This is a genomic window from Waltera sp., assembly GCF_046969025.1.
Lineage (GTDB): Bacteria > Bacillota > Clostridia > Lachnospirales > Lachnospiraceae > Acetatifactor > Acetatifactor acetigignens.
Genome location: NZ_JBKVQF010000006.1, coordinates 82,346 through 101,825, shown reverse-complemented (window position 1 = coordinate 101,825; position 19,480 = coordinate 82,346). Strand labels below are relative to the sequence as shown.

Here is a 19,480-nt window from a genome sequence, read left to right as displayed (position 1 = left end):
TTTCTCAAGCGGAGGCAGAGCCGATAGATATAGTATAGCATTTCTTGCATTTTTCAACAATTAAAAATATAATGATACCAGGGGCAAAAGGTCTAAGCCCACACGAGCTTGCTCATAAGTGGGTGAAAGACCTTTTGACTCCGACGGAACTATTCAGAACCATGAAATTATGAAGCTTTTGTACCGCTGGATAAAGAAAACAGGAGCGACCGGCGGTATGCAGGGAGAGTACCGATGATACGAAATACTGGTCCGGGGAAGAGACTTCTGGCAGCAGGGATTGTACTTATACTAGGCATGACCGGCTGTGGAACAGACAATGAATTATCTCTGACAGGGACGGAAGAGACAGGAATAGAAGTAATGGCCACGGTGGATTTCACAGAAGAGGCTGCCACCGGGGAGAATGCACCGGATGTCACGGATGGGGATGCCGCCACCGGGGATGCAGAGCAGACTACGGCGGACCGCATGGCGGGACGGACGAAGGTAAAGGGAATCTACGTCACCGGCCCGAAGGCTGGCAGTGCCGGAATGGAAGATCTGATCCGCCTGGTGGATGAGACGGAACTGAATGCCATGGTCATCGACGTGAAAAACGACGAGGGAAATTTGACGTTCCGGCTGACTAATGAGGAGATTCCACAGGACATTCCCGTGCTGGACCGGATATCCGAAATGCAGGCCGGAATACGTTACATCCGGGACATTCAGACAATGATGCAGGAATTGAAAGATCATAATATATATACCATTGCGCGGATCGTATGCTTTAAGGATCCCATTCTGGCGGCGGCACAGCCGGAACTGGCACTGACGAAGCCGGACGGTAAGCCGGTGACAGATGCCAATGGACTGGCCTGGGTAAATCCCTACAGGCAGGAGGTCTGGGAATATCTGACAGAGCTTGCGGAGATGGCGGCAGATCTGGGTTTTGATGAGATCCAGTATGATTATGTGCGATTCCCGGTAGGTTCGGATGCCGATGCGGCAGATTACGGTGTGGATATGGAAGCCTATCCGAAGCGGCAGGCTATACAGGATTTTCTCTCCTATGCGGGAGACAGACTTCACGAAAAGGGCTGTGTGGTCACGGCAGATGTCTTCGGCACTATTATCGGCAGCGAGACGGATGTGCAGACCGTAGGGCAGGATTACACGGCACTGGGACAGACAGTGGATGCCATCAGCCCTATGGTATATCCCTCTCATTATGCTAACGGTGTGTTTGGTCTGAAGGTGCCGGATGCCCATCCTTACGAAACGGTATCGGCCGCCATGCAGGGGTCTGCAGAAGAATTGCAGGAGATTCCGGAAGCGGAGAGGGCTGTAGTACGGCCATGGCTGCAGGCATTTACCGCAACCTGGGTTCCGGGACATATTTCCTACAACGGAACACAGATCAGAGAACAGATCCAGGCAGTCTACGATGCGGGATATGAAGAATGGATCTTGTGGAATGCAACGAACCGCTATTCTCCGGATGGATTACTTGCCGCAGGAGAAGAGAAGCAATAGCGGCAGAAGCTGGCTTTATAACAAATCCGGGCAGGAGCACAGGCCAGGAGCCCGGTCTGATAGGAGCATAAGATGAAAGTAGTCAATAAGATCATGATAGGAATTGCAGTGTTGTGTCTGCTGTTGTGTGGCGGAATCCTGGTATTCGCATTGAACCCCAATATGACCAGTTCTCTGGCGCAGAAACTGTATGGCAATACAGTGGATATACCCCTTGGGACCGAAGAGACCGGGGAAGGACAGACTTCCGGGAATGGAAATATCAGTGTGACGCTTCCTAATGGTATGCCGGGGGAAATGAACGGCTACGTGGCGCCGTCCATGGATCAGATGCAGATTCCGGAGGATGTTAGCGGCAGGACAGGATTTACTCCCGTGCAGCCGGAAGAACAGCAGATTCCGGATCAGGAAGCACAGAATCTGAAGGAAACATTAGGTTCCGGAGAAACGGGAGAGGGGCTGTCATTTTCCGCAGAGGAGTATCCGTATTATCAGATGCTGACGGAGAATCAGCAGTCCGTATACCGGCAGATTTATGCCAACGCACAGAACCTGACGGAAAAGTTTGCACCGGAGAAGACCGTGTCTGCCAGTGATGTAAAGACAGCGTTTGAGGCGGTGATCGGTGATCATCCGGAAATGTTCTGGCTGGAGACGGGTTATTCCAGCAAATATCTGACCAACGGGCAATGCGTGGAGATCGATTTAAAATATAACAGTACGGCAGATGATCTGGAGAGCGCAAAGCAAAGATTTGATGCGGCGGCACAGAATCTGATTACCGGGGCAGCGTCCCTTGACAGCAATTATGAAAAAGAGAAATATGTGCATGATGCACTGGCATCGGCAGTGACCTATGATCTGACAGCGGATATGAACCAGAGTGCTTACAGTGCACTGGTGAATGGGAAGAGCGTGTGTGCCGGTTATGCCAGAGCTTATCAGTATCTGTTACAGCAGCTGGGAATTCCCTGTTATTACTGCACCGGTTATTCCGGTGGGGATCATGCCTGGAATATCGTAAAGCTGGAGGATGGTTATTACAATGTGGATGTGACCTGGGATGACGCAGCGGCCATCCGATATGACTATTTTAACAAGACGGATGCAGATTTTGCCTCCACCCATGTAAGACAGAATCTGTCGGTGTATCTGCCGGCCTGCAACGGTACCGCTTACAGACAGGAAAATACCACAGGGGCAGCGGGTACCGGTCAGCCGTCTGAAGCAGGCGGAGCCACACCGGATCCGGACGCAGGCACCACGCCCTCCGGCGGTCAGACAGACGGGAGCGTTACAGATCCCGGACAGCAGGGAGACGGTACGCAGGAACCGGAGCAGCCTGGCAGCTCTCTCAGTGATTATATCAATCCGGATCCTCAGGAGCCGTTGCGTTATCCCTCCGGCAATACCGCAGGCTCTGCAGGCAATACCACAGCTGCCGCTACGCCGGAGCCCAGAGCCGATGCGCTGACGGATTTAAGTTCCTATTATGAAGACTGCAGGAAGCAGCTGACCGGCCTGGGAAGTGGTGACCAGCATTTTGACAATGTTGTGCCTAAGAGCCTGTGGAGTACCATTGAGCAATCCTATCATACCGGAGCCTACGAGCAGGGATATGTGGTGGATGTGTTGAAAAATCTCGGTATGGAGCATTTTGCAATACAGCTGCAGCTGGTGGATATCGGAGACGGATATTACAGAGTGTATCATAACGTTGTGACCTATTAGGAAACAGATAAGAAACACTGGTATCGAAAGGTATCGGTGTTTTTAAATTATAGAAATAAAAATAAGAATAATTACTAATATTATTGACAGATAATTTCAACTGTGTTATTATCAGATAAAGAAAATAAGTAATGTTAAGAAAATAAAATATGGTAGATAAGAGATACTAAAAAGGAAGCGAAACAGGCTGAAGGAGAAAAGGAGAGAATATAATGAATAACAAGGCAATGCACAAATTAAGTTATGGATTATATATCGTAACGACGAAAGATGGAGAGAAAGCAAACGGTTGTATCGTCAATACTGCGATTCAGGCGGCATCCACTCCGAATCAGCTCTGCATATGCATCAATAAGGCAAATTATACCCATGATATGGTGTTAAAGACTGGCGTGTTCGACGTATCGGTGCTTAGTAAGACAGCACTATTCCCTCTATATCAGCGCTTTGGTTTCCAATCCGGCCGGGAAGTGGACAAATTCGCAGACTACACAGCGTATAAAAATGCGGAGAATGGCGTGCCCTACATCATAGAAGGCACAAATGCTTATCTGGCGGTAAAGGTCAGTCAGACCGTGGATCTGGGATCCCACACCATGTTCATTGGTGAAGTGACAGAGATGGAAGTGTTAAGCGAGGAGCCATCGGCAAACTATGAGTACTATCAAGAAGAGGTAAAGCCGAAGCCGGAGGAAGTGGGAAAAACCGCAGACGGCCAGACGGTATGGCGCTGCACCATCTGCGGTTACGAATACGTGGGCGAGGAACTGCCGGAAGATTTTATCTGTCCGCTGTGCAAACACCCAGCTTCCGATTTTGAAAAGGTGATCAAAAATTAATCCAGTGGTTTTAATAAGGTGAAATGACTGCGCTGTGTCCGGAGGATGCCAAGCTTTGTGAGCTTGCCCAGCTCTGCGGACATGGCGCTTCTTTCTACCCCGAGATAATCCGCCAGCTCCTGCCGGTTGAAAGGGATGGTAAAATCGTTGCTCCTTTTCAATTTTGCCTGATCGGTAAGATAGGCCATCAGTTTTTCCCGGGTGGTCTTACGGGAGGTATATTTGATCTTCTGATTCAGATACATATTTTTCTGCGCTACGATTCCTAGGAGATTGCGTATCAGGGTATGATGGAAAGTGCAGCTGTTGTCGCAGGTGTTTAACAGTGTTTTCCCATTTAGGAACATCACTGTACAGTCCTCTGCTGCCACAATATCCACGGGAAGATATGGAATTCCTGCACAGGCAAAAGCCTCCCCAAACAGGGAATCCGGGGGGATAGAAGCGGTGATATTGCGGTTGCCGTAATAATCGTCCTGTAGGATGTGAACGGAGCCGGATTCGATAATGCCGATGAAATCCGCAGGATCACCGGCATGCTTGATGTATTCTTCCTTTTGATAGGATTTCGTATATGCATTCAGACGCTTCAGCATAACAGGGATATCTTCGGGTAAAATATTTTGAAAAAGAGTGCTAGTCATAATGAATTCTCCTTTTGTTGGAAAATCAACATACTTGATGGGATGATTCTAGTATAATCACCTCAGAAAGTCAAGGAGAGCTCTGGTGGGAGCATGCCGGGCAGGCACAATAACGATGTGTTTAAGAAAGGATGGACAACGATGTATAAAAATATCGACAAGCAGACCAAATTAACTCTGAAGGAGCTGGTGGAATACCAGGAAGGCCAGGTAGTCAGCAAGACTCTGGTACAGAACGATTATGTGAGCATGACAATCTTTTCCTTTGACAAGGGCGAGGAGATATCTACCCATGCAGCAGGCGGAGATGCCATGGTGACCGTTCTGGAAGGCAAGGGCAGATTTACCGTGGGCGATGAGGTATTCTATGTGGAAGAGGGCGAGACACTGATCATGCCCAAGGATATTCCTCACGCAGTATACGGTGAAGAGAGATTCAAGATGCAGCTGACCGTATCTTTCTAAATTATAAGTCGTGCTGTATATACCGCTTGTGTGGAACTAATATTCATGCAGGCGGTACTTTTTTGCCCTTTGTGTTCAGAATTTTACCGCTGGAGCTGGGCGAGAACATGATGGTGCCCATAGGTTGGACTGGTTCACTATCGGTTCTTTTTATGAGGCCATTGGTCATAAGTTGGAAGGAGAAGCGCTGCTTACGATTAATCGCAGGGCGGTGGAGAAGATGATCTTGTATGCGAAGAAAATAATGATTTTGTTGGAAAAACAACATAATGACCTGCTTAAGTTTGCTATAGTATGGAAAGAGACAAAGAGAACAGCAAAATTAAGGAGGCAACATGATTCGAAAAATCATTCATATTGATGAAGAAAAATGCAATGGCTGCGGTATTTGTGCCACAGCATGTCATGAAGGTGCCATAGATATTATTGATGGCAAGGCAAAATTGGTCAGGGAGCATTTCTGCGACGGCTTCGGTGACTGCTTGCCGGGGTGTCCCACGGGAGCCATCACCTTCGAAGAGCGGGAGGCGCCGGCCTATGATGAGGCGGCAGTAAAGCAGGCACAGCAGCTGAAACAACAGGAAAAAATGCAACGGGAAGGTATGCAGATTCCCCATGGAGGATGCCCAGGAAGCAGAATGCGTCAGATGAACCGGACGGAGAACGCAGAAATTGTGGCAGAGAGTAGTGCGACAATGAAATCCCAGTTGTGTAACTGGCCGGTCCAGATCAAACTGGCACCTTTGCAGGCACCGTATTTTGACGGGGCAAAACTGCTCATCGCGGCAGATTGTACCGCTTATGCATATGCGAATTTTCATAAGGAATTCATTCGCGGCAAAGTGACGCTGATCGGCTGTCCGAAGCTGGATGCAGTGAATTACAGCGAGAAGCTGACGGAGATTCTGCGGAACAACGACATTCAGTCCGTGACCATCGTGCGCATGGAAGTGCCCTGCTGCGGAGGACTGGAAATGGCGGCAAAGAAGGCTATACAGGACAGCGGAAAGTTCCTGCCCTGGCAGGTAGTGACCATCTCCATTGACGGAGAAATTATGGAATAATCAGGATTGCCTGTACGGAAAGCAGGCATCTGAAAAATGGAGGTTTGTAGGAAAATGCAGGGAGACAGAATCATCAGCGCCCTGATCGGGCTGGTGGGAGCCATGTCTAATAATGGCAAAACAGAGCGGACGGACAGTGTGGTCCGGGAAGCATTTCTGCGGTTGACAGACGGCGATAGCGAAGAAGAGACAGTCCAGAAGATTCATGCGGAGAAATTCGCCATTGCACCGGACTGCGCTACCTGTCTCAACCCCTGTGGCAATACTTCAGATTGCGATATGTCGCAATTTTACGCAGCAGATGCGAAGATCATCGCGGCAAAGCGGGATCTGATTGAGGCTATTTGTAAAAAAATGAGTTCATCGGAGATCATTCCGGAAACAGTGTATCAGGGAATTGCTTATCTGGGATATGATCTGGAGCCGGAGGCTTATGCGCAGATACAGCAGAAGATTATGTGCTATGATTTGATTCAATAAATTGAGAGTTAGTGAAACAAATCCACGAACGCCCATGGCGGACGGAACATCCTTCCGAGGTGTCGGTCTCCCGGTGGGAATTTTCTGACGAAAAGTGAGTAGCGGTTCTAAACCGCACGGGCACGGCTCCAGTTGCCATCCATGGCAACGTCCGCCTGTCGCGAACGTCCTGTTCGCTCCACCCTGTTTTTCTACACTTTTCGAGAAAATATCACCACCTCCCGACAAACATCCTCGGAAGGACATTCCGTCCGCCATGGGCGTTCTGCATTTTGGAAAGTTTTAAAAAAACAGTAGCCCCGGCTGGGTATAAGAATAAGCAGTGCCGTAAGCAGACGTCGGTACTTAGCGGTCGTATTGTGACCGCTTATGTACCGCTACGCTCTGCGACAGAGCGCGAGCGTGCCGCGTTTCTTATACCCTGCCAAGGGCTACGGGGATATTTCGCTAAATTTCAAGTTACACTAACTCGATTTGCCGATATAACGAGATTATGTTATATTAAGTTTATCTTAGAGAAATGAGTGAAAGCAATGGCTGGAATTGAAAAAGTAATCTTTATGAATATGTGTATGGTCTATGATAACGAGGGCAATGTGCTGGCACTGGACAAGGAGGGAAAAGGGTATTCGGGAACGACATTTCCCGGAGGGCATGTGGAGCCGGGTGAGACTTTCAAAGAATCGGTGATCAGAGAAATCTATGAGGAGACCGGACTGACGATCCAAAATCCCAGACTGACCGGCATTTATCACTGGATGACAGGGGATATAAGGAATGTGGGATTTTTATATAAAACGTCGGAATATGAAGGAAAATTGATCTCATCCGAGGAGGGAAAGGTCTACTGGATCTCCGGAGAACAGTTTTTGAAGAAGCCGCTGGCGCCCGGTATGGAGCAGGTGTGGCAGATGATGCATGATGAGAATGCACAGGAATGTTTGCAGACATTGACGGAAGAAGGCATCGTATCAAAGATCCAGTAGGATATTTCGGAGGCAGGAGGAAAAATAAAATGATCAACAAATTACATATGGCAATGATCGAACTTTACCATGGAGATGCAAAGCGCATTCAGCATTTTTGCAAGGTACACAGCTATGCGAAGCTGATTGCGGAAATGGAGAATGTGGATGCTGAGACCTTATTTATTTTGGAGACTGCAGCACTGACTCATGATATCGGCATCCATCTGTGTGAAGAAAAATACGGAAACTGTAACGGAAAATTACAGGAAAAAGAAGGCCCGGTCATTGCTGAAAAGCTGCTGTCAGATCTTGGTTTTTCCGGAGAAGTTTCTGAGCGGGTACAGTATCTGATTGCCCATCATCATACCTACAACAATATAGACGGCATTGATTATCAGATTCTGGTGGAAGCGGATTTCCTTGTAAACATGTGTGAGGACGAACTGTCTGAAGAAGCCTTGCAGAACGCTTATCGGAATATTTTCCGGACGGAAACTGGGAAAAAGATCTGCAGAGAGATGTATGATATAGCATGACTTTTTTGCGAATGAAAAGATCGCCGGAGAGCTTGACATGACGAAAGGAGCATTATACCGCCATTACAAGAGTAAAAGAGATATTTTTGACTGCATTGTAGAGCGGATGGAGCAGGGAGACAGCGAGCAGGCTGCAGAGTATGACATGTCGGAAGATGATAAAGAGAGTATGCCGGATCAGTACAAGACAGTGTCTCTGGAGGAATTTGTCGAATATAGTAAGTCTATGTTTGCATACTGGACGGAGGATGATTTCGCATCCGTGATCAGTAGCATGGCACAGGAATGGATAGAAAGGCGATGATCCGGAAGTGCTTATTTACAAAAAGAGATGATGATACAATAAAAAATGCAATTGAAAAATAAGAAAAACAGCTTGCAAAACAAATGGTACAGTGCTACTATAACCACGAAAAAAACAAGTTGGAGGTGAATTTCATGGACAGTTGCGATGGTTATGGGCGAAGTAGAAAACACGGTGCTTTTTTCCTGCGAGCAGGGTACAGCTGTCTGTGGAAAGTGACGGCCGTATTTTGATTTGTTGTGCATAGAGATTTATGCAGAGGAAGCATCGTGTGATGCTTCTTTTGTTTTGCCCTTTACGTTGCATTTAAAAGATGAGAACGAGAAAGGAGACTTAGACTATGAACAAGAAATATTCCGAACTGGCAGAATTATTTCGCAGCGAGAAAACGGATGAGGAGATCCTGGATTTTTTATTGAATTATCATAAAAACGATATTGCCGATATGATGGCGGGGATGACAGAGGAAGAACGGAAGCGATTGTATCATCTGCTGGGAGCGCAGAAGGTCGCAGAGATCTTCAAATACATTGAGGAACCCCGTAAGTATATCCGGGAACTGTCTGTGGAGAGTGCTGCGAGAGTGATCTCCGAGATGGATTCCGATGACGCCGTCGATTTGTTGGAAGATCTGGATCCGGAAGAGAAAGAACAGATCGTCCGGATGCTGGACGAGGATGCAAAAAAAGATGTGAAGATGCTGCTGTCCTATGATGAAGAAGAGATCGGCAGCTGCATGACGACGAACTACATCTGTATCCCGGAGAACCTGACTATCAGGCAGGCTATGAGCGAGTTGGTAAAGCAGGCCGGAGAGAACGACAATATCATGACCATCTATGTGGTAGATGAAAAGGGTGTTTTCGCCGGAGCCATCGATCTGAAGGATCTGATCCGGGCAAGGGAAAATGCGCATCTGGAAGATCTGGTGTTGAAATCTTATCCTTATGTGACCGATCATGAGAAGATCGATGATTGTATGGACAGGATCCTGGATTATGCGGAGGACTCGATTCCCGTATTGTCAGAAGATAAGAAAATCCTCGGTGTCATCACATCCGAAGACCTGATCGAAATGGTAGACAATGAGATGGGCGAGGACTATGCAAAGTTAGCAGGTCTGACCGCAGAAGAGGATCTGAAGGAGCCCACACTTCAAAGCATGAAAAAGCGACTGCCCTGGCTGATCATCCTGCTGTTCTTAGGCATGGCGGTATCCTCTGTGGTGGGACTTTTTGAAAACGTGGTAGCAGTGCTTCCCATCGTGATATGCTTCCAGTCATTGGTGCTGGATATGGCGGGAAATGTGGGAACCCAGTCCCTGGCAGTGACAATCCGTGTGCTGATGGACGAGAACCTGACAGGAAAACAGAAGTTCCAGCTGGTGGTCAAGGAAGTAAAGACCGGTTCCTTAAACGGTATTTTGTTGGGCGTGATGGCGCTTCTGTGCCTTGGCATTTATGTGCATTTCTTCAAGGGTTATACCTGGATGGGAGCCTTCGGCATCTCCGGCTGTGTGGGAGTATCCCTGCTGGTGGCAATGGCAATCTCCAGCGCTGTTGGTACGGTGATCCCTATGTTTTTCCATAAGATCAAGGTAGACCCCGCAGTGGCATCCGGTCCCCTGATCACCACGGTAAACGATCTGGTGGCAGTGGTAACCTATTATGGAATGGCATGGTTACTTTTGATCCGGTAATAACAGAGATGAGTTTTCATGGTGGCCATGCTTTAATCGCATGGCCGCTTTTTAGATTGCGCAAACAGTTTCAGGAAGCTGTGCTTTCGGAAGCATCCGGTGTCGTCTCAGGGATAAGATTGCTGTAATAAGCGGTCTTTCCGGATAACACGTCATCATAGAATCCTTGTTTCCAGTCGATGTAGTCCACGGCCTCCTGCAGCTGCTGCATGGAGGTTAACAGTGCTTCTTTTTTCCGGGAGAGGATGTCTTTTCTGGCGGGAATGGAGGATTCGCCCTCCAGACATAAATGCAGATATTCTTTCATTTCGGCGATGGAGAGACCACAGTTTCTGAGGCACCCGAGACTCTGGATCCATTTGATATCGTGGTCATCGAAGACACGATAATTGCGGCTGTCCCGCTTCACGTTGGGTACCAGTCCCTCCTTGCAGTAAAATTTTAAGTTCTCATAGGTCATGCCGGTCAGGGCACAGGCTTCTTTCATAGAATACATAAAATGGCTTCCTTTTTGCTCATGTGGTTACTTCGCCATATAAAACTGCTTATCTGACTGAATGCAAGCATTCGCAGAACGCAGTTTTGCATGGCTCTGAAAAGTTACAAAAAAGTATTGCCGGTAGTTACTACCGTTTGATAAAATCATAACGTAAAATAGACGCACTGTCAATGCGGAAAGGATTACAACACTTATGAATCATTCAGGAATTTTGAAAAATAAGCTGTTCTTGTATCTCACAGAGTTCTTCGCCGGGATGTCCGTCATGGCGGTGGAACTGGGAGCCAGCAGACTGTTGGCACCGTATTTCAGTTCTTCCCAGATCGTATGGACCATTGTCATCGGCACCATCATGATCGCCATGGCGCTGGGCAATATCTACGGCGGTAAAAGTGCGGACAAGTCCCCGAACCCGGACAAACTCTACGGCAGGATCCTGATCGCGGCCATCTGGATTGCCCTGATCCCTGTGGTGGGCAAGTACATTATCCTTGGGATCTCCGCACTGCTGATCTTTACCGTCAGCAACAATTTCCTCATCATTGCGGCGTTTGCAGCCTGCATGGTGATCTTCGTGTTCCCCTTATTTTTACTGGGAACTGTGACCCCTTCTCTGGTAAAATATTCCGTGGATAGTCTGGATGACAGCGGACAGACCGTGGGAACTTTAGGTGCATTCAATACCGTGGGAAGCATCATCGGAACCTTCGTACCGACTTTCGTGACGATCCCGGCGGTGGGAACCTCCATTACATTTCTGATCTTTTCCGGAATTCTGATCCTGCTGTCTGTGATTTACTTTATCTGCCAGCATACGGGAAAGAAAAAGATTGCAGCATCGGTACTGATCTTTATTTTATGCTGTGGTCTGGGATATTCGGATTCCTTTGCTTTCTGGCAGAAGGATCTGACCTACGAAGGAGAGTCCATCTATAATTATCTGCAGGTATCGGAGACGGACAGACAGGTGGTCCTGTCCACCAACGTGCTGTTCGGTGTCCAATCCCTCTATATGAAAGAAGGGGGACTTACCGGCATGTATTATGACTATGCCATGGCGGCGCCCCTTATGGTGCCGGATAAACCGGTAGAGGACATGGATGTACTGATCCTTGGTATGGGAACCGGAACCTATGCGACCCAGTGCCGGAAATATTTCGGCGATATGAATATCGAGGGCGTGGAGATCGACGAAAAGATCACGGAGCTGTCGAGAGAATATTTTTCCCTGCCGGAGGATGTGAAGGTGACTACCTATGACGGCAGGGCTTTTTTGCAGGCGGTGGATACCACCTATGATGTCATCATGGTGGATGCCTATCAGGACATCACCATTCCTTTCCAGATGTCTTCCGTGGAATTCTTTACCATGGTCAAAGATCATCTGAAGGACGGTGGTGTCATGGTAGTCAATATGAACATGCACGGCAACAAGGAAGGGGATATCAATCAGTACCTTGCCGACACCATTGCCAACGTATTTGACAATGTCTATACTGTAGACGTGGCAGGCTCCACCAACCGCGAACTGTTTGCTTCCCAGCACAGTGATATGATAGAAGTATTATCCGATCATGTGGAGAATCTGTCAGATGCGGGACTGCAGAACATGATGCAGCGGGTAGCGGACAACAGCAGTGCCTACGTGACCGGAGATTACCTCATGACCGATGACAAGGCGCCTGTAGAACTTCTTGGCATGCAGGTCATCGATCAGCTGATTCAGGAAGAAGTAGCGTATTACAAGGATATTTATGAGGAACAGGGGATCAGCGGATTGATGGAACACCTGTAAATCGGCAGATTTGCAAATAGAGTTTGAAATAACATAAAGGGTAAGAATACGACGGTGGAGTCAACAGGCTTCACCGTTTTTTCCGAAAAAAATATAAAAACCATTGACCGGTAGCTACTACCGACTGCTACAATCACGCTATATGATGCAATAATGTTGGTCGTAGGAAGAAAGAGACCTTTTCAATAGAAGGAGGTAACAGAAATGATGTACAATCCCCAGTTGGATACCTTCATTTGTGTGGTGGAAGCAGGCAGTTTCAGCAAGGCAGCGGACAAACTGTATATTTCCCCACCGGCGGTGATCAAGCAGATCAATTCGTTGGAAAATAATCTTGGAGTACAGCTTTTTGCCAGAACCCACAGAGGTCTTGTGGTGACGGCGGCGGGAGAATCCCTCTATCAGGATGCAAAATATATGGTAAATTACAGTAAGTATGAGATCACTCCGGTAGAGCCCTATACCAGTGATGACCTGAACTGGACTAACAGCTCCAGCCGGGTATCCAGAGAGCATGATGATGAGAGCCTTCGGGATATTGCACTGACAGAGATTACTCCCGCAGACTGGGATTCTTATGATACCGTTTTGATCGGCTATCCGATCTGGTGGGGAATCGCAGCATGGCCGGTAGACAATTTTGTCAAAGGCAATGACTTTACGGGTAAGACCGTGATTCCGTTCTGCACCTCTTCATCTTCCGGACTGGGTGACAGCGGCAATCTTCTGGAAGAGATGGCAGGGACCGGTGACTGGCAGGAAGGTCACAGATTTAGCTCCGGTGCATCCGATGCAGATGCGGCAGACTGGGTGGCTTCTCTGAATCTGAATGAATAAGGAAATGAGGAAAGCGCAACAATGAAAGTATTGTTGATCAATGGCAGCCCCCACAGAGAGGGATGCACCTACACCGCATTGTGTGAGGTGTCCAGAGCATTAAATGATAACGGAGTGGATACGGACATTTTCTGGATTGGTAATAAAGCATTGAGTGGCTGTATTGCCTGTAAAAAATGTCAGGGCACAGGGAAATGTGTGTTCCAGGATTCGGTTAATGAATTCCTGGAGATTGCCGGAGATTATGACGGATTCGTATTCGGAACTCCCGTTCACTGGGCGGGTGCCACAGGAGCCATGACTTCTTTTATGGACAGAGTCTTTTATGCGGATCTGAATGGCGGCAGCAGCCACTTCCGGCTGAAACCGGCAGCGGCCGTGATCTCGGCCAGAAGAGCTGGAACCACAGCAACCTGGGACCAGATGAATAAGTATTTCGGTCTCATGCAGATGCCCATTGTCACTTCACAGTATTGGAACATGGCACACGGGGCCTGCCCGGAAGACGTGCGGCAGGATCTGGAGGGATTGCAGACCATGCGAACCCTTGGGAACAATATGGCATTTTTCATTAACTGCAAGAACCTGGGACTGAAAATGGGATTGAAACTGCCGGAAGAAGAGAGCCGTATACGAACGAATTTTATAAGATAATCCTGAATAGGGGAACTTTGAAACCGAAAGGCGGAAAGGTTCCCCTTTCTGGTCAGTGAAAAGAGAAGGATGAGAAGATGAATCGACGGAAATGGGTACGGGGGAAGAACAGAAGGGCGGAAAGCAATATCGTAACCGCATATCTGCAAAATATTGAGGTATCGTATTCTCATTTATATCAGGAAATGCAACAGGCAGTTTATGATAGTGAAACGTTTGCACGGGTGGATTCTGACAGTGATATCTATACATATAACCGGTCTATAATGGCAGTTAAGGAGTATTTTCAGCAGCTGGGAATATCGTATGGTACGGATTTATCTTGAAAATATGGTACCTTCGGATGTGAGCAATGCAGTGCGAAAAACGTTGGCAGATTTACATGAAAGAGGGTACAAAATAGCACTGGGCTCATCCAGTAGAAAAGCTAAGATTATTTTGAAAAAAGTGGCACTTGAAGAGGCATTTGATGCAATATCAGATGGTACCAATATCTCAAAATCAAAGCCGGATCCCGAAGTGTTTTTAAAGGCGGCAGAGTACCTTGATTTGCAACCGGAGGAATGTATTGTTGTAGAAGATGCCTATGCGGGTATTGATGCAGCAAAGGCTGGAAATATGCAGGCGGTAGGAACTGGTGAAGCATATTCGTACGCCAAAGCAGATTACCACATTAAAAAAATTGAAGAGTTGCTAACAATTTTACCGTAAAATGTTTTAAAAGATATTCTATTATTGAAAGAAATATGGGAGATAGGCGGTATAATAAAAACTCTTGTAAAACCTTCCCGATTGTGCCAAACTGATAGCTGTGAGATGATAAATTTTGAAAAAAGAATTTCCGGATAAGGAGAGATCATGGCTGAGATATTATTAGGTTCCCATGTGGGAATGTCGGGAAAAGAGATGTTTTTAGGCTCTGTGAAGGAGGCGGAAAGCTACGGTGCCAATGCGCTGATGGTCTACACCGGGGCACCCCAGAACACTAGACGCAAGGAAATCGGAGAGCTGAGAATTGATGAGGGGATTTCCTATGCCGAAAAAGCAGGTATCCGGGAAATCGTCATTCATGCTCCCTATATTATTAATTTAGGCAACATGGAGAAGCCGGAAATGTTTGATTTCGGCGTGGAATTTCTGGCAAAAGAAGTAAAGCGTGCCGCAGCCTTTCACAGTAAGGTACTGGTACTGCATCCGGGATCTTCCTTAAGTGCCGGTGTGGAAGCATCCGTGGAGCAGATCGCAAAGGGACTGAATCTGGTGCTTGATGCGGATGACAGTGAGGTCAATATCGCACTGGAAACCATGGCAGGCAAGGGCAGTGAGGTCGGCAGAACTTTCGAAGAGCTGCGAAAGATCTATGACAGAGTAGAGCGGAAGGACAGACTGCGGGTATGCTTTGACACCTGCCATGTGAACGATGCCGGATATGATCTGGTGAATGATTACGAAGGTGTGCTTGCGCAGTTTGACAAGATTCTGGGATTGAACCAGATTGCAGTGATCCATGTGAACGACAGCCTGAATCCCTTAGGAGCCCACAAGGACCGCCATGCCAATATCGGACAGGGTACCATCGGCTATGAGACCCTGCATCGGATCGTCCATGACGAACGGTTTACCGCCGTGCCCAAAATCTTGGAGACACCATGGCTGTGTGCGGAGGGCGAAGACAAGAAGACCATTCCACCTTACAAGCAGGAGATTGCATGGCTGAAAGCCTCAAAACAGATGGATAAGAGGACAGACGATTGAAAAAAAGAATCATTGCAGCAGTAGCAGTATTTGGACTTTTGGGCGGAATATTATATTTTGCATATGCACAGACAGCGGCGCAGAACAATGTGAAGCATTTCACAGCTTTTTTTGCTGTGGAGGGAGAATCTATTGACCAGAATAATGATATAAAAAAAGAAATCGCACGCCTGACAGGTGCGGATTGTGAAGAACTATGGCTGGTGGGACAGTCCAAGGAAAGTGCCTTGAACAGTTATATTGTGAGTGGGGAATATCCGGATTTTATTTCCGGAGATACCAGTCTTTATGAGGCAGGGGCATTACTTCCTTTAGATGAATACTGGGAGAATTATCCCAATATCAAAAATTACCTGACGGAAGAACAGTGGGAGAGATTCCGCAGACCGGACGGTCATATCTATTGGATCCCACAGTTTGGTGTGACCCATGGCGAAGATGTGGAGGTGACCCACTCAGGTGAAGCCTTCTGGATCCAGACCAGAGTGCTGAAATGGGCGGGGTATCCGGAGATTCATACTGTGGATGAATATTTTGATCTCATCGAGCGCTATGTGGCAGCGAACCCGGTAATGGAGGATGGAACACCGAACATTCCGTTTACGATTTTGTGTGATGACTGGCGGTATTTTTGTCTGGAAAATATTCCGCAGTTTCTGGATGGTTATCCAAATGACGGAAGCTGTATTGTGGATCCGGATACATTACAGGTTTACGATTATAACACCACAGATACTGCCAAATGGTACTTTAAAAAGCTGAATGAGGAATATCACAAAGATATTCTCGGTGCAGAAGTATTTACAGAGACCTATGAGGATTATCTGGCAAAATTATCCACGGGTGCGGTCTGCGGTATGCCGGATCAGTGGTGGCAGTTCTACTATTCGATTCAGAATGCCTATGATGAACAGGGCCTTAGAGAACAGGGCTGCGATTATGTTCCACTTCCGATTACCAGAGAGGAAGGAATCGCCAACCAATGGCATGTAACACGCTCCGCAGAGATGGACAGCTCTACAGGCTTATCCATTACGGTATCCTGCAATGACATTGACGGAGCTTTGCAGTTTGTCAGTGACCTGTTAGAGCCGGAGATTATTAAACTGCGTTTCTGGGGAAAAGAGGGAGATGATTACTGCGTGGATGAAAACGGATTGTTTTATCTGACAGAGGAGCAGGAGAAGCGTTGGATGACTTCGGAAGAAAAGAGAAAACACTTTTGTTTTTATTCTTATTTTCCACGAGTAGAAGGAAGGCTTTCCGATGGAATCAATGCGTTTTCACTGGAATATCAGACAACGGAATTTTATAAAAATCAACCGGAGGATATTCAGGAATGTTTTTCTGCTTACGGAGTGACAAATTATGTGGATATGATCGGCAACAATGAGGCTCCCGGGGCATGGTATCCCATGTATAGCTACACGACATCCCTATCTGCCAATTCTCCTGCCGGACAGGTCAGGGATCGGATGGATGCGGTGAAACACAAATGGCTTCCCCAGGTGATCATGGCAGAAGATTTTGAGACTGCGTGGGAGCAATATATGAAAGCATATGATTCCTGTAATCCTGAGATTTATTATCAGATGTTGCAGCTTGAGGTGGAAAAAAGAGTAAAAGGATAAGTTTTTTACAAAAAAGTATAAAAAACAAATAGAAAAATACCTCTCAATTCCTTTAAACTAAAGAAAAGGATTGGGGGTATTTTTTTATGAACGAGAAGAGAAACGGAGCTTTGGACAGATATCCAATAGAAAAAAAGAGAGCAGGAAGACCATCTGTTACAGTGAAAGAAGACGGCGCAGTCATTTTTTATCTGTATGCACCGGCAGCAAAAATAGTACAGGTTGCCGGACTTGGGGGATATTTTACAAATAAGAAAATAAATCTGATGCCCGATGGGCAGGGCGGATTTTTTGCGGAAGTTCAAGATTTTCACTGGGGGATGCATTATTATTTCTGGTATGTGGACGGTGTCCGGATCTGCAATCCGTACGCCGGAATTTCTTATGGGTGTTTTGCTGCGATCAATACTTTTGAGGTGCAGGAGAAGAATGTGGATTTCTATTTTGCAAAGGATATTCCTCATGGTACGGTCAGCATCTGTAAATACGCTTCGAAGGTGAGCAGCCACCTGAAGGAATGTTATGTCTATACACCTTATGGATATGAAGAAGGAGATGAAAGATATCCGGTATTGTACCTGCAGCATGGCGTAGGAGAGAACGAGACCGGATGGATCTGGCAGGGGAAGACGAACTTTATCATGGACTATCTGATCGCAGAGGGAAAGTGCGAGAAAATGATCGTGGTCATGAGCAGTGGCTATGCCTTCAAAGATGGAGAAAAACCTGTATTTTACCCTGGAAATTTTGAGAGTGAACTGATCCACAACATTATTCCTTATATTGAAAATAATTTCCGGGTGAGAAAGGGAAGAGATTACCGGGCGATGGCGGGACTTTCCCTGGGATCGGCGCAGACTACGGATATTGTGGCAAAAAATATGAAGTTATTTTCTGCTGCTGGTGTATTTTCCGGAGTTGCTATTCATGAGATGGAACGGATCTGCGACAGCAAGGAAACATTGGATGTCGTATTTATGTCCTGTGGATGCTATGAGGATCAGATCAGAACGGGAATGAAGCAGATAGAACAAAAGTTTGAAAATGCAGGAAAGTATTGCATTTCCAAAGTATATGAGGGATATCACGAATGGCATGTCTGGAGGAAAAGCCTGTATGATTTTGTACCGTTATTGTTCCGGAAAGCGGGGGCAGAAACGGATGACATTCCGGGGGAAAGAACAGCCAGAATCACAAGACAGAGACTACAGCGACAGACCATGGAAGAACAGATACTGATGTTTGATCCGGTATACCGCCAGATCCGCTTTGAGACTGATGAAGCAGGGAGGCCTGCAGGAAAATACCCGGACATCCCTCACGGAATCTGCATTACGGAACAGGGAACGGCAGTCGTATGCTTCGAGGCACCGGAGGCAGTCTCGGTAGAAGCCGCCCTGGACGGAAAAGAATTCCTAAAACTCAGGAAAGATCAGGAAAGACAAGGATATTGGACAGGGGAAATCCACAATATCACGCCGGGATACCATAATGTGTATTTCAGGGCGAATGGTACGGATGTAATCAACCCGGATGCTCCGGTGGGATACTCGGGAGACAGGGCTGTGAACTATCTGGAAATGCCAGATCCGGAGTTCCCGCTGACAGAACTGGCGGATACAGTGCACGGTCAGGTGCATATACATTATGATTATCTTGCGGAGGAAGAGAAAGTAAGTACGATCTATGTATATACACCGGCATATTTTGAAAGAGCGGAAAAAGAGCGGAGCGTAATGATCTTAAAAGCACTTTCCACAGAAACTGCGTCCTGTTTCCTGCACCAGGGGAAAATACCGAACATTATGGAGTATTTTCTGGCAGCAGGAAAAGCCGTAGAGACTATATTGGTGATGACCGATGCCGAAGAGACACCGGAACGGATGCAAAACATTATAAAGAAATATATTCCGGATGGACAAAAAGCAAAAGCAATTGTCATGGAACGAAGCGACGGAGAAGATTGGAATTCCTTCCGGAGACGATTTGCAGCCTGCCGGATATAAAATTATTACCTGCATTTCCTATATTTTCCCGGGTGTTTGTGCAAGGAGAGCCGGA

The 19,480-nt window shown here is 47.1% G+C and carries 20 protein-coding genes; 18 read left to right on the top strand and 2 right to left on the bottom strand.

Translation table 11 applies throughout. The features are described from left to right. Window positions 1–234 precede the first annotated feature (234 nt). The 3 genes from ACLTOH_RS04780 (at window position 235) to ACLTOH_RS04770 (ending at window position 4,088) form a co-directional block, all read left to right on the top strand. A complete protein-coding gene (locus ACLTOH_RS04780) occupies window positions 235–1,518 on the top strand; it encodes a putative glycoside hydrolase (protein WP_337630592.1) in 1,284 nt (427 codons plus the stop codon). 72 nt (window positions 1,519–1,590) lie between these two features. After that, window positions 1,591–3,249 (top strand): transglutaminase domain-containing protein, encoded by a 1,659-nt coding sequence (locus tag ACLTOH_RS04775; protein ID WP_412223483.1) that lies wholly within the window; start codon window positions 1,591–1,593, stop codon window positions 3,247–3,249. 212 nt (window positions 3,250–3,461) lie between these two features. Beyond that, window positions 3,462–4,088 (top strand): flavin reductase, encoded by a 627-nt coding sequence (locus tag ACLTOH_RS04770; RefSeq protein ID WP_412223481.1) that lies wholly within the window; start codon window positions 3,462–3,464, stop codon window positions 4,086–4,088. On the opposite strand, the gene ACLTOH_RS04765 is transcribed toward ACLTOH_RS04770, so the two are convergent. Further along, on the bottom strand, window positions 4,085–4,732 hold the full coding sequence (locus tag ACLTOH_RS04765) for a Crp/Fnr family transcriptional regulator (RefSeq protein WP_022313576.1): 648 nt from the start codon (window positions 4,730–4,732) through the stop codon (window positions 4,085–4,087). The genes ACLTOH_RS04770 and ACLTOH_RS04765 overlap by 4 nt on opposite strands. Before the next feature lie 141 nt (window positions 4,733–4,873). Here ACLTOH_RS04765 and ACLTOH_RS04760 point away from each other — a divergent pair, with 141 nt between their 5' ends. The 7 genes from ACLTOH_RS04760 to mgtE all read left to right on the top strand — a co-directional run bounded on the left by ACLTOH_RS04760 (window position 4,874) and on the right by mgtE (window position 10,248). Further along, window positions 4,874–5,197 carry a cupin domain-containing protein gene (locus ACLTOH_RS04760; RefSeq protein WP_118538123.1) on the top strand — a complete coding sequence of 108 codons (324 nt, stop codon included), beginning with the start codon at window positions 4,874–4,876 and terminating at the stop codon, window positions 5,195–5,197. Window positions 5,198–5,532: 335 nt separating this feature from the next. Next, window positions 5,533–6,261: a 4Fe-4S binding protein gene (locus ACLTOH_RS04755; protein WP_118502844.1), complete on the top strand. Its 729-nt coding sequence runs from the start codon at window positions 5,533–5,535 to the stop codon at window positions 6,259–6,261. 54 nt (window positions 6,262–6,315) lie between these two features. Beyond that, on the top strand, window positions 6,316–6,741 hold the full coding sequence (locus ACLTOH_RS04750; RefSeq protein ID WP_119623835.1) for a hypothetical protein: 426 nt from the start codon (window positions 6,316–6,318) through the stop codon (window positions 6,739–6,741). Window positions 6,742–7,274: 533 nt separating this feature from the next. Further along, window positions 7,275–7,727 carry an 8-oxo-dGTP diphosphatase gene (locus ACLTOH_RS04745; RefSeq protein ID WP_227734028.1) on the top strand — a complete coding sequence of 151 codons (453 nt, stop codon included), beginning with the start codon at window positions 7,275–7,277 and terminating at the stop codon, window positions 7,725–7,727. 29 nt (window positions 7,728–7,756) lie between these two features. Further along, entirely contained in the window at window positions 7,757–8,245 is a 489-nt protein-coding gene (locus ACLTOH_RS04740; protein WP_337415286.1) for an HD domain-containing protein, read from the top strand. 37 nt (window positions 8,246–8,282) lie between these two features. Next, entirely contained in the window at window positions 8,283–8,549 is a 267-nt protein-coding gene (locus tag ACLTOH_RS04735; protein ID WP_117465076.1) for a hypothetical protein, read from the top strand. Window positions 8,550–8,889: 340 nt separating this feature from the next. Then, entirely contained in the window at window positions 8,890–10,248 is a 1,359-nt protein-coding gene (mgtE, locus tag ACLTOH_RS04730; protein WP_178048345.1) for a magnesium transporter, read from the top strand. A gap of 70 nt (window positions 10,249–10,318) precedes the next feature. Here mgtE and ACLTOH_RS04725 read toward each other — a convergent pair whose 3' ends face one another. After that, window positions 10,319–10,744 carry a MerR family transcriptional regulator gene (locus ACLTOH_RS04725; RefSeq protein WP_117465077.1) on the bottom strand — a complete coding sequence of 142 codons (426 nt, stop codon included), beginning with the start codon at window positions 10,742–10,744 and terminating at the stop codon, window positions 10,319–10,321. 196 nt (window positions 10,745–10,940) lie between these two features. On the opposite strand from ACLTOH_RS04725, the gene ACLTOH_RS04720 reads away from it, so the two are divergent. From ACLTOH_RS04720 to ACLTOH_RS04685, 8 genes are all read left to right on the top strand, one after another. Beyond that, complete coding sequence (locus tag ACLTOH_RS04720) at window positions 10,941–12,542, top strand: spermidine synthase (protein ID WP_227734029.1); 1,602 nt, start codon at window positions 10,941–10,943, stop codon at window positions 12,540–12,542. Between the two features lie 204 nt (window positions 12,543–12,746). After that, a complete protein-coding gene (locus tag ACLTOH_RS04715) occupies window positions 12,747–13,379 on the top strand; it encodes a flavodoxin (RefSeq protein ID WP_117465078.1) in 633 nt (210 codons plus the stop codon). A 21-nt stretch (window positions 13,380–13,400) separates the two neighbouring features. Next, complete coding sequence (locus tag ACLTOH_RS04710) at window positions 13,401–14,033, top strand: flavodoxin family protein (RefSeq protein WP_117465079.1); 633 nt, start codon at window positions 13,401–13,403, stop codon at window positions 14,031–14,033. A 77-nt stretch (window positions 14,034–14,110) separates the two neighbouring features. Continuing rightward, window positions 14,111–14,359 carry a hypothetical protein gene (locus tag ACLTOH_RS04705; RefSeq protein ID WP_022313621.1) on the top strand — a complete coding sequence of 83 codons (249 nt, stop codon included), beginning with the start codon at window positions 14,111–14,113 and terminating at the stop codon, window positions 14,357–14,359. Next, a complete protein-coding gene (locus tag ACLTOH_RS04700) occupies window positions 14,340–14,744 on the top strand; it encodes an HAD-IA family hydrolase (protein WP_022313622.1) in 405 nt (134 codons plus the stop codon). The genes ACLTOH_RS04705 and ACLTOH_RS04700 overlap by 20 nt, the downstream gene beginning before the upstream one ends. A gap of 147 nt (window positions 14,745–14,891) precedes the next feature. Beyond that, on the top strand, window positions 14,892–15,788 hold the full coding sequence (locus ACLTOH_RS04695; RefSeq protein WP_412223478.1) for a deoxyribonuclease IV: 897 nt from the start codon (window positions 14,892–14,894) through the stop codon (window positions 15,786–15,788). Next, window positions 15,785–17,419, top strand: coding sequence for a sugar ABC transporter substrate-binding protein (locus ACLTOH_RS04690; protein WP_178016200.1), 1,635 nt, complete (start codon window positions 15,785–15,787; stop codon window positions 17,417–17,419). The genes ACLTOH_RS04695 and ACLTOH_RS04690 overlap by 4 nt, the downstream gene beginning before the upstream one ends. A gap of 86 nt (window positions 17,420–17,505) precedes the next feature. Next, window positions 17,506–19,425: an alpha/beta hydrolase-fold protein gene (locus tag ACLTOH_RS04685; protein WP_178016199.1), complete on the top strand. Its 1,920-nt coding sequence runs from the start codon at window positions 17,506–17,508 to the stop codon at window positions 19,423–19,425. The last annotated feature ends 55 nt before the right edge of the window (window positions 19,426–19,480 follow it).

Coding starts and splice junctions, on each gene's coding strand:
- ACLTOH_RS04780 (WP_337630592.1), top strand. CDS start 235: ATGATACGAAATACTGGTCCGGGGAAGAGACTTCTGGCAGCAGGGATT.
- ACLTOH_RS04775 (WP_412223483.1), top strand. CDS start 1,591: ATGAAAGTAGTCAATAAGATCATGATAGGAATTGCAGTGTTGTGTCTG.
- ACLTOH_RS04770 (WP_412223481.1), top strand. CDS start 3,462: ATGAATAACAAGGCAATGCACAAATTAAGTTATGGATTATATATCGTA.
- ACLTOH_RS04765 (WP_022313576.1), bottom strand. CDS start 4,732: ATGACTAGCACTCTTTTTCAAAATATTTTACCCGAAGATATCCCTGTT.
- ACLTOH_RS04760 (WP_118538123.1), top strand. CDS start 4,874: ATGTATAAAAATATCGACAAGCAGACCAAATTAACTCTGAAGGAGCTG.
- ACLTOH_RS04755 (WP_118502844.1), top strand. CDS start 5,533: ATGATTCGAAAAATCATTCATATTGATGAAGAAAAATGCAATGGCTGC.
- ACLTOH_RS04750 (WP_119623835.1), top strand. CDS start 6,316: ATGCAGGGAGACAGAATCATCAGCGCCCTGATCGGGCTGGTGGGAGCC.
- ACLTOH_RS04745 (WP_227734028.1), top strand. CDS start 7,275: ATGGCTGGAATTGAAAAAGTAATCTTTATGAATATGTGTATGGTCTAT.
- ACLTOH_RS04740 (WP_337415286.1), top strand. CDS start 7,757: ATGATCAACAAATTACATATGGCAATGATCGAACTTTACCATGGAGAT.
- ACLTOH_RS04735 (WP_117465076.1), top strand. CDS start 8,283: ATGACGAAAGGAGCATTATACCGCCATTACAAGAGTAAAAGAGATATT.
- mgtE (WP_178048345.1), top strand. CDS start 8,890: ATGAACAAGAAATATTCCGAACTGGCAGAATTATTTCGCAGCGAGAAA.
- ACLTOH_RS04725 (WP_117465077.1), bottom strand. CDS start 10,744: ATGTATTCTATGAAAGAAGCCTGTGCCCTGACCGGCATGACCTATGAG.
- ACLTOH_RS04720 (WP_227734029.1), top strand. CDS start 10,941: ATGAATCATTCAGGAATTTTGAAAAATAAGCTGTTCTTGTATCTCACA.
- ACLTOH_RS04715 (WP_117465078.1), top strand. CDS start 12,747: ATGATGTACAATCCCCAGTTGGATACCTTCATTTGTGTGGTGGAAGCA.
- ACLTOH_RS04710 (WP_117465079.1), top strand. CDS start 13,401: ATGAAAGTATTGTTGATCAATGGCAGCCCCCACAGAGAGGGATGCACC.
- ACLTOH_RS04705 (WP_022313621.1), top strand. CDS start 14,111: ATGAATCGACGGAAATGGGTACGGGGGAAGAACAGAAGGGCGGAAAGC.
- ACLTOH_RS04700 (WP_022313622.1), top strand. CDS start 14,340: ATGGTACGGATTTATCTTGAAAATATGGTACCTTCGGATGTGAGCAAT.
- ACLTOH_RS04695 (WP_412223478.1), top strand. CDS start 14,892: ATGGCTGAGATATTATTAGGTTCCCATGTGGGAATGTCGGGAAAAGAG.
- ACLTOH_RS04685 (WP_178016199.1), top strand. CDS start 17,506: ATGAACGAGAAGAGAAACGGAGCTTTGGACAGATATCCAATAGAAAAA.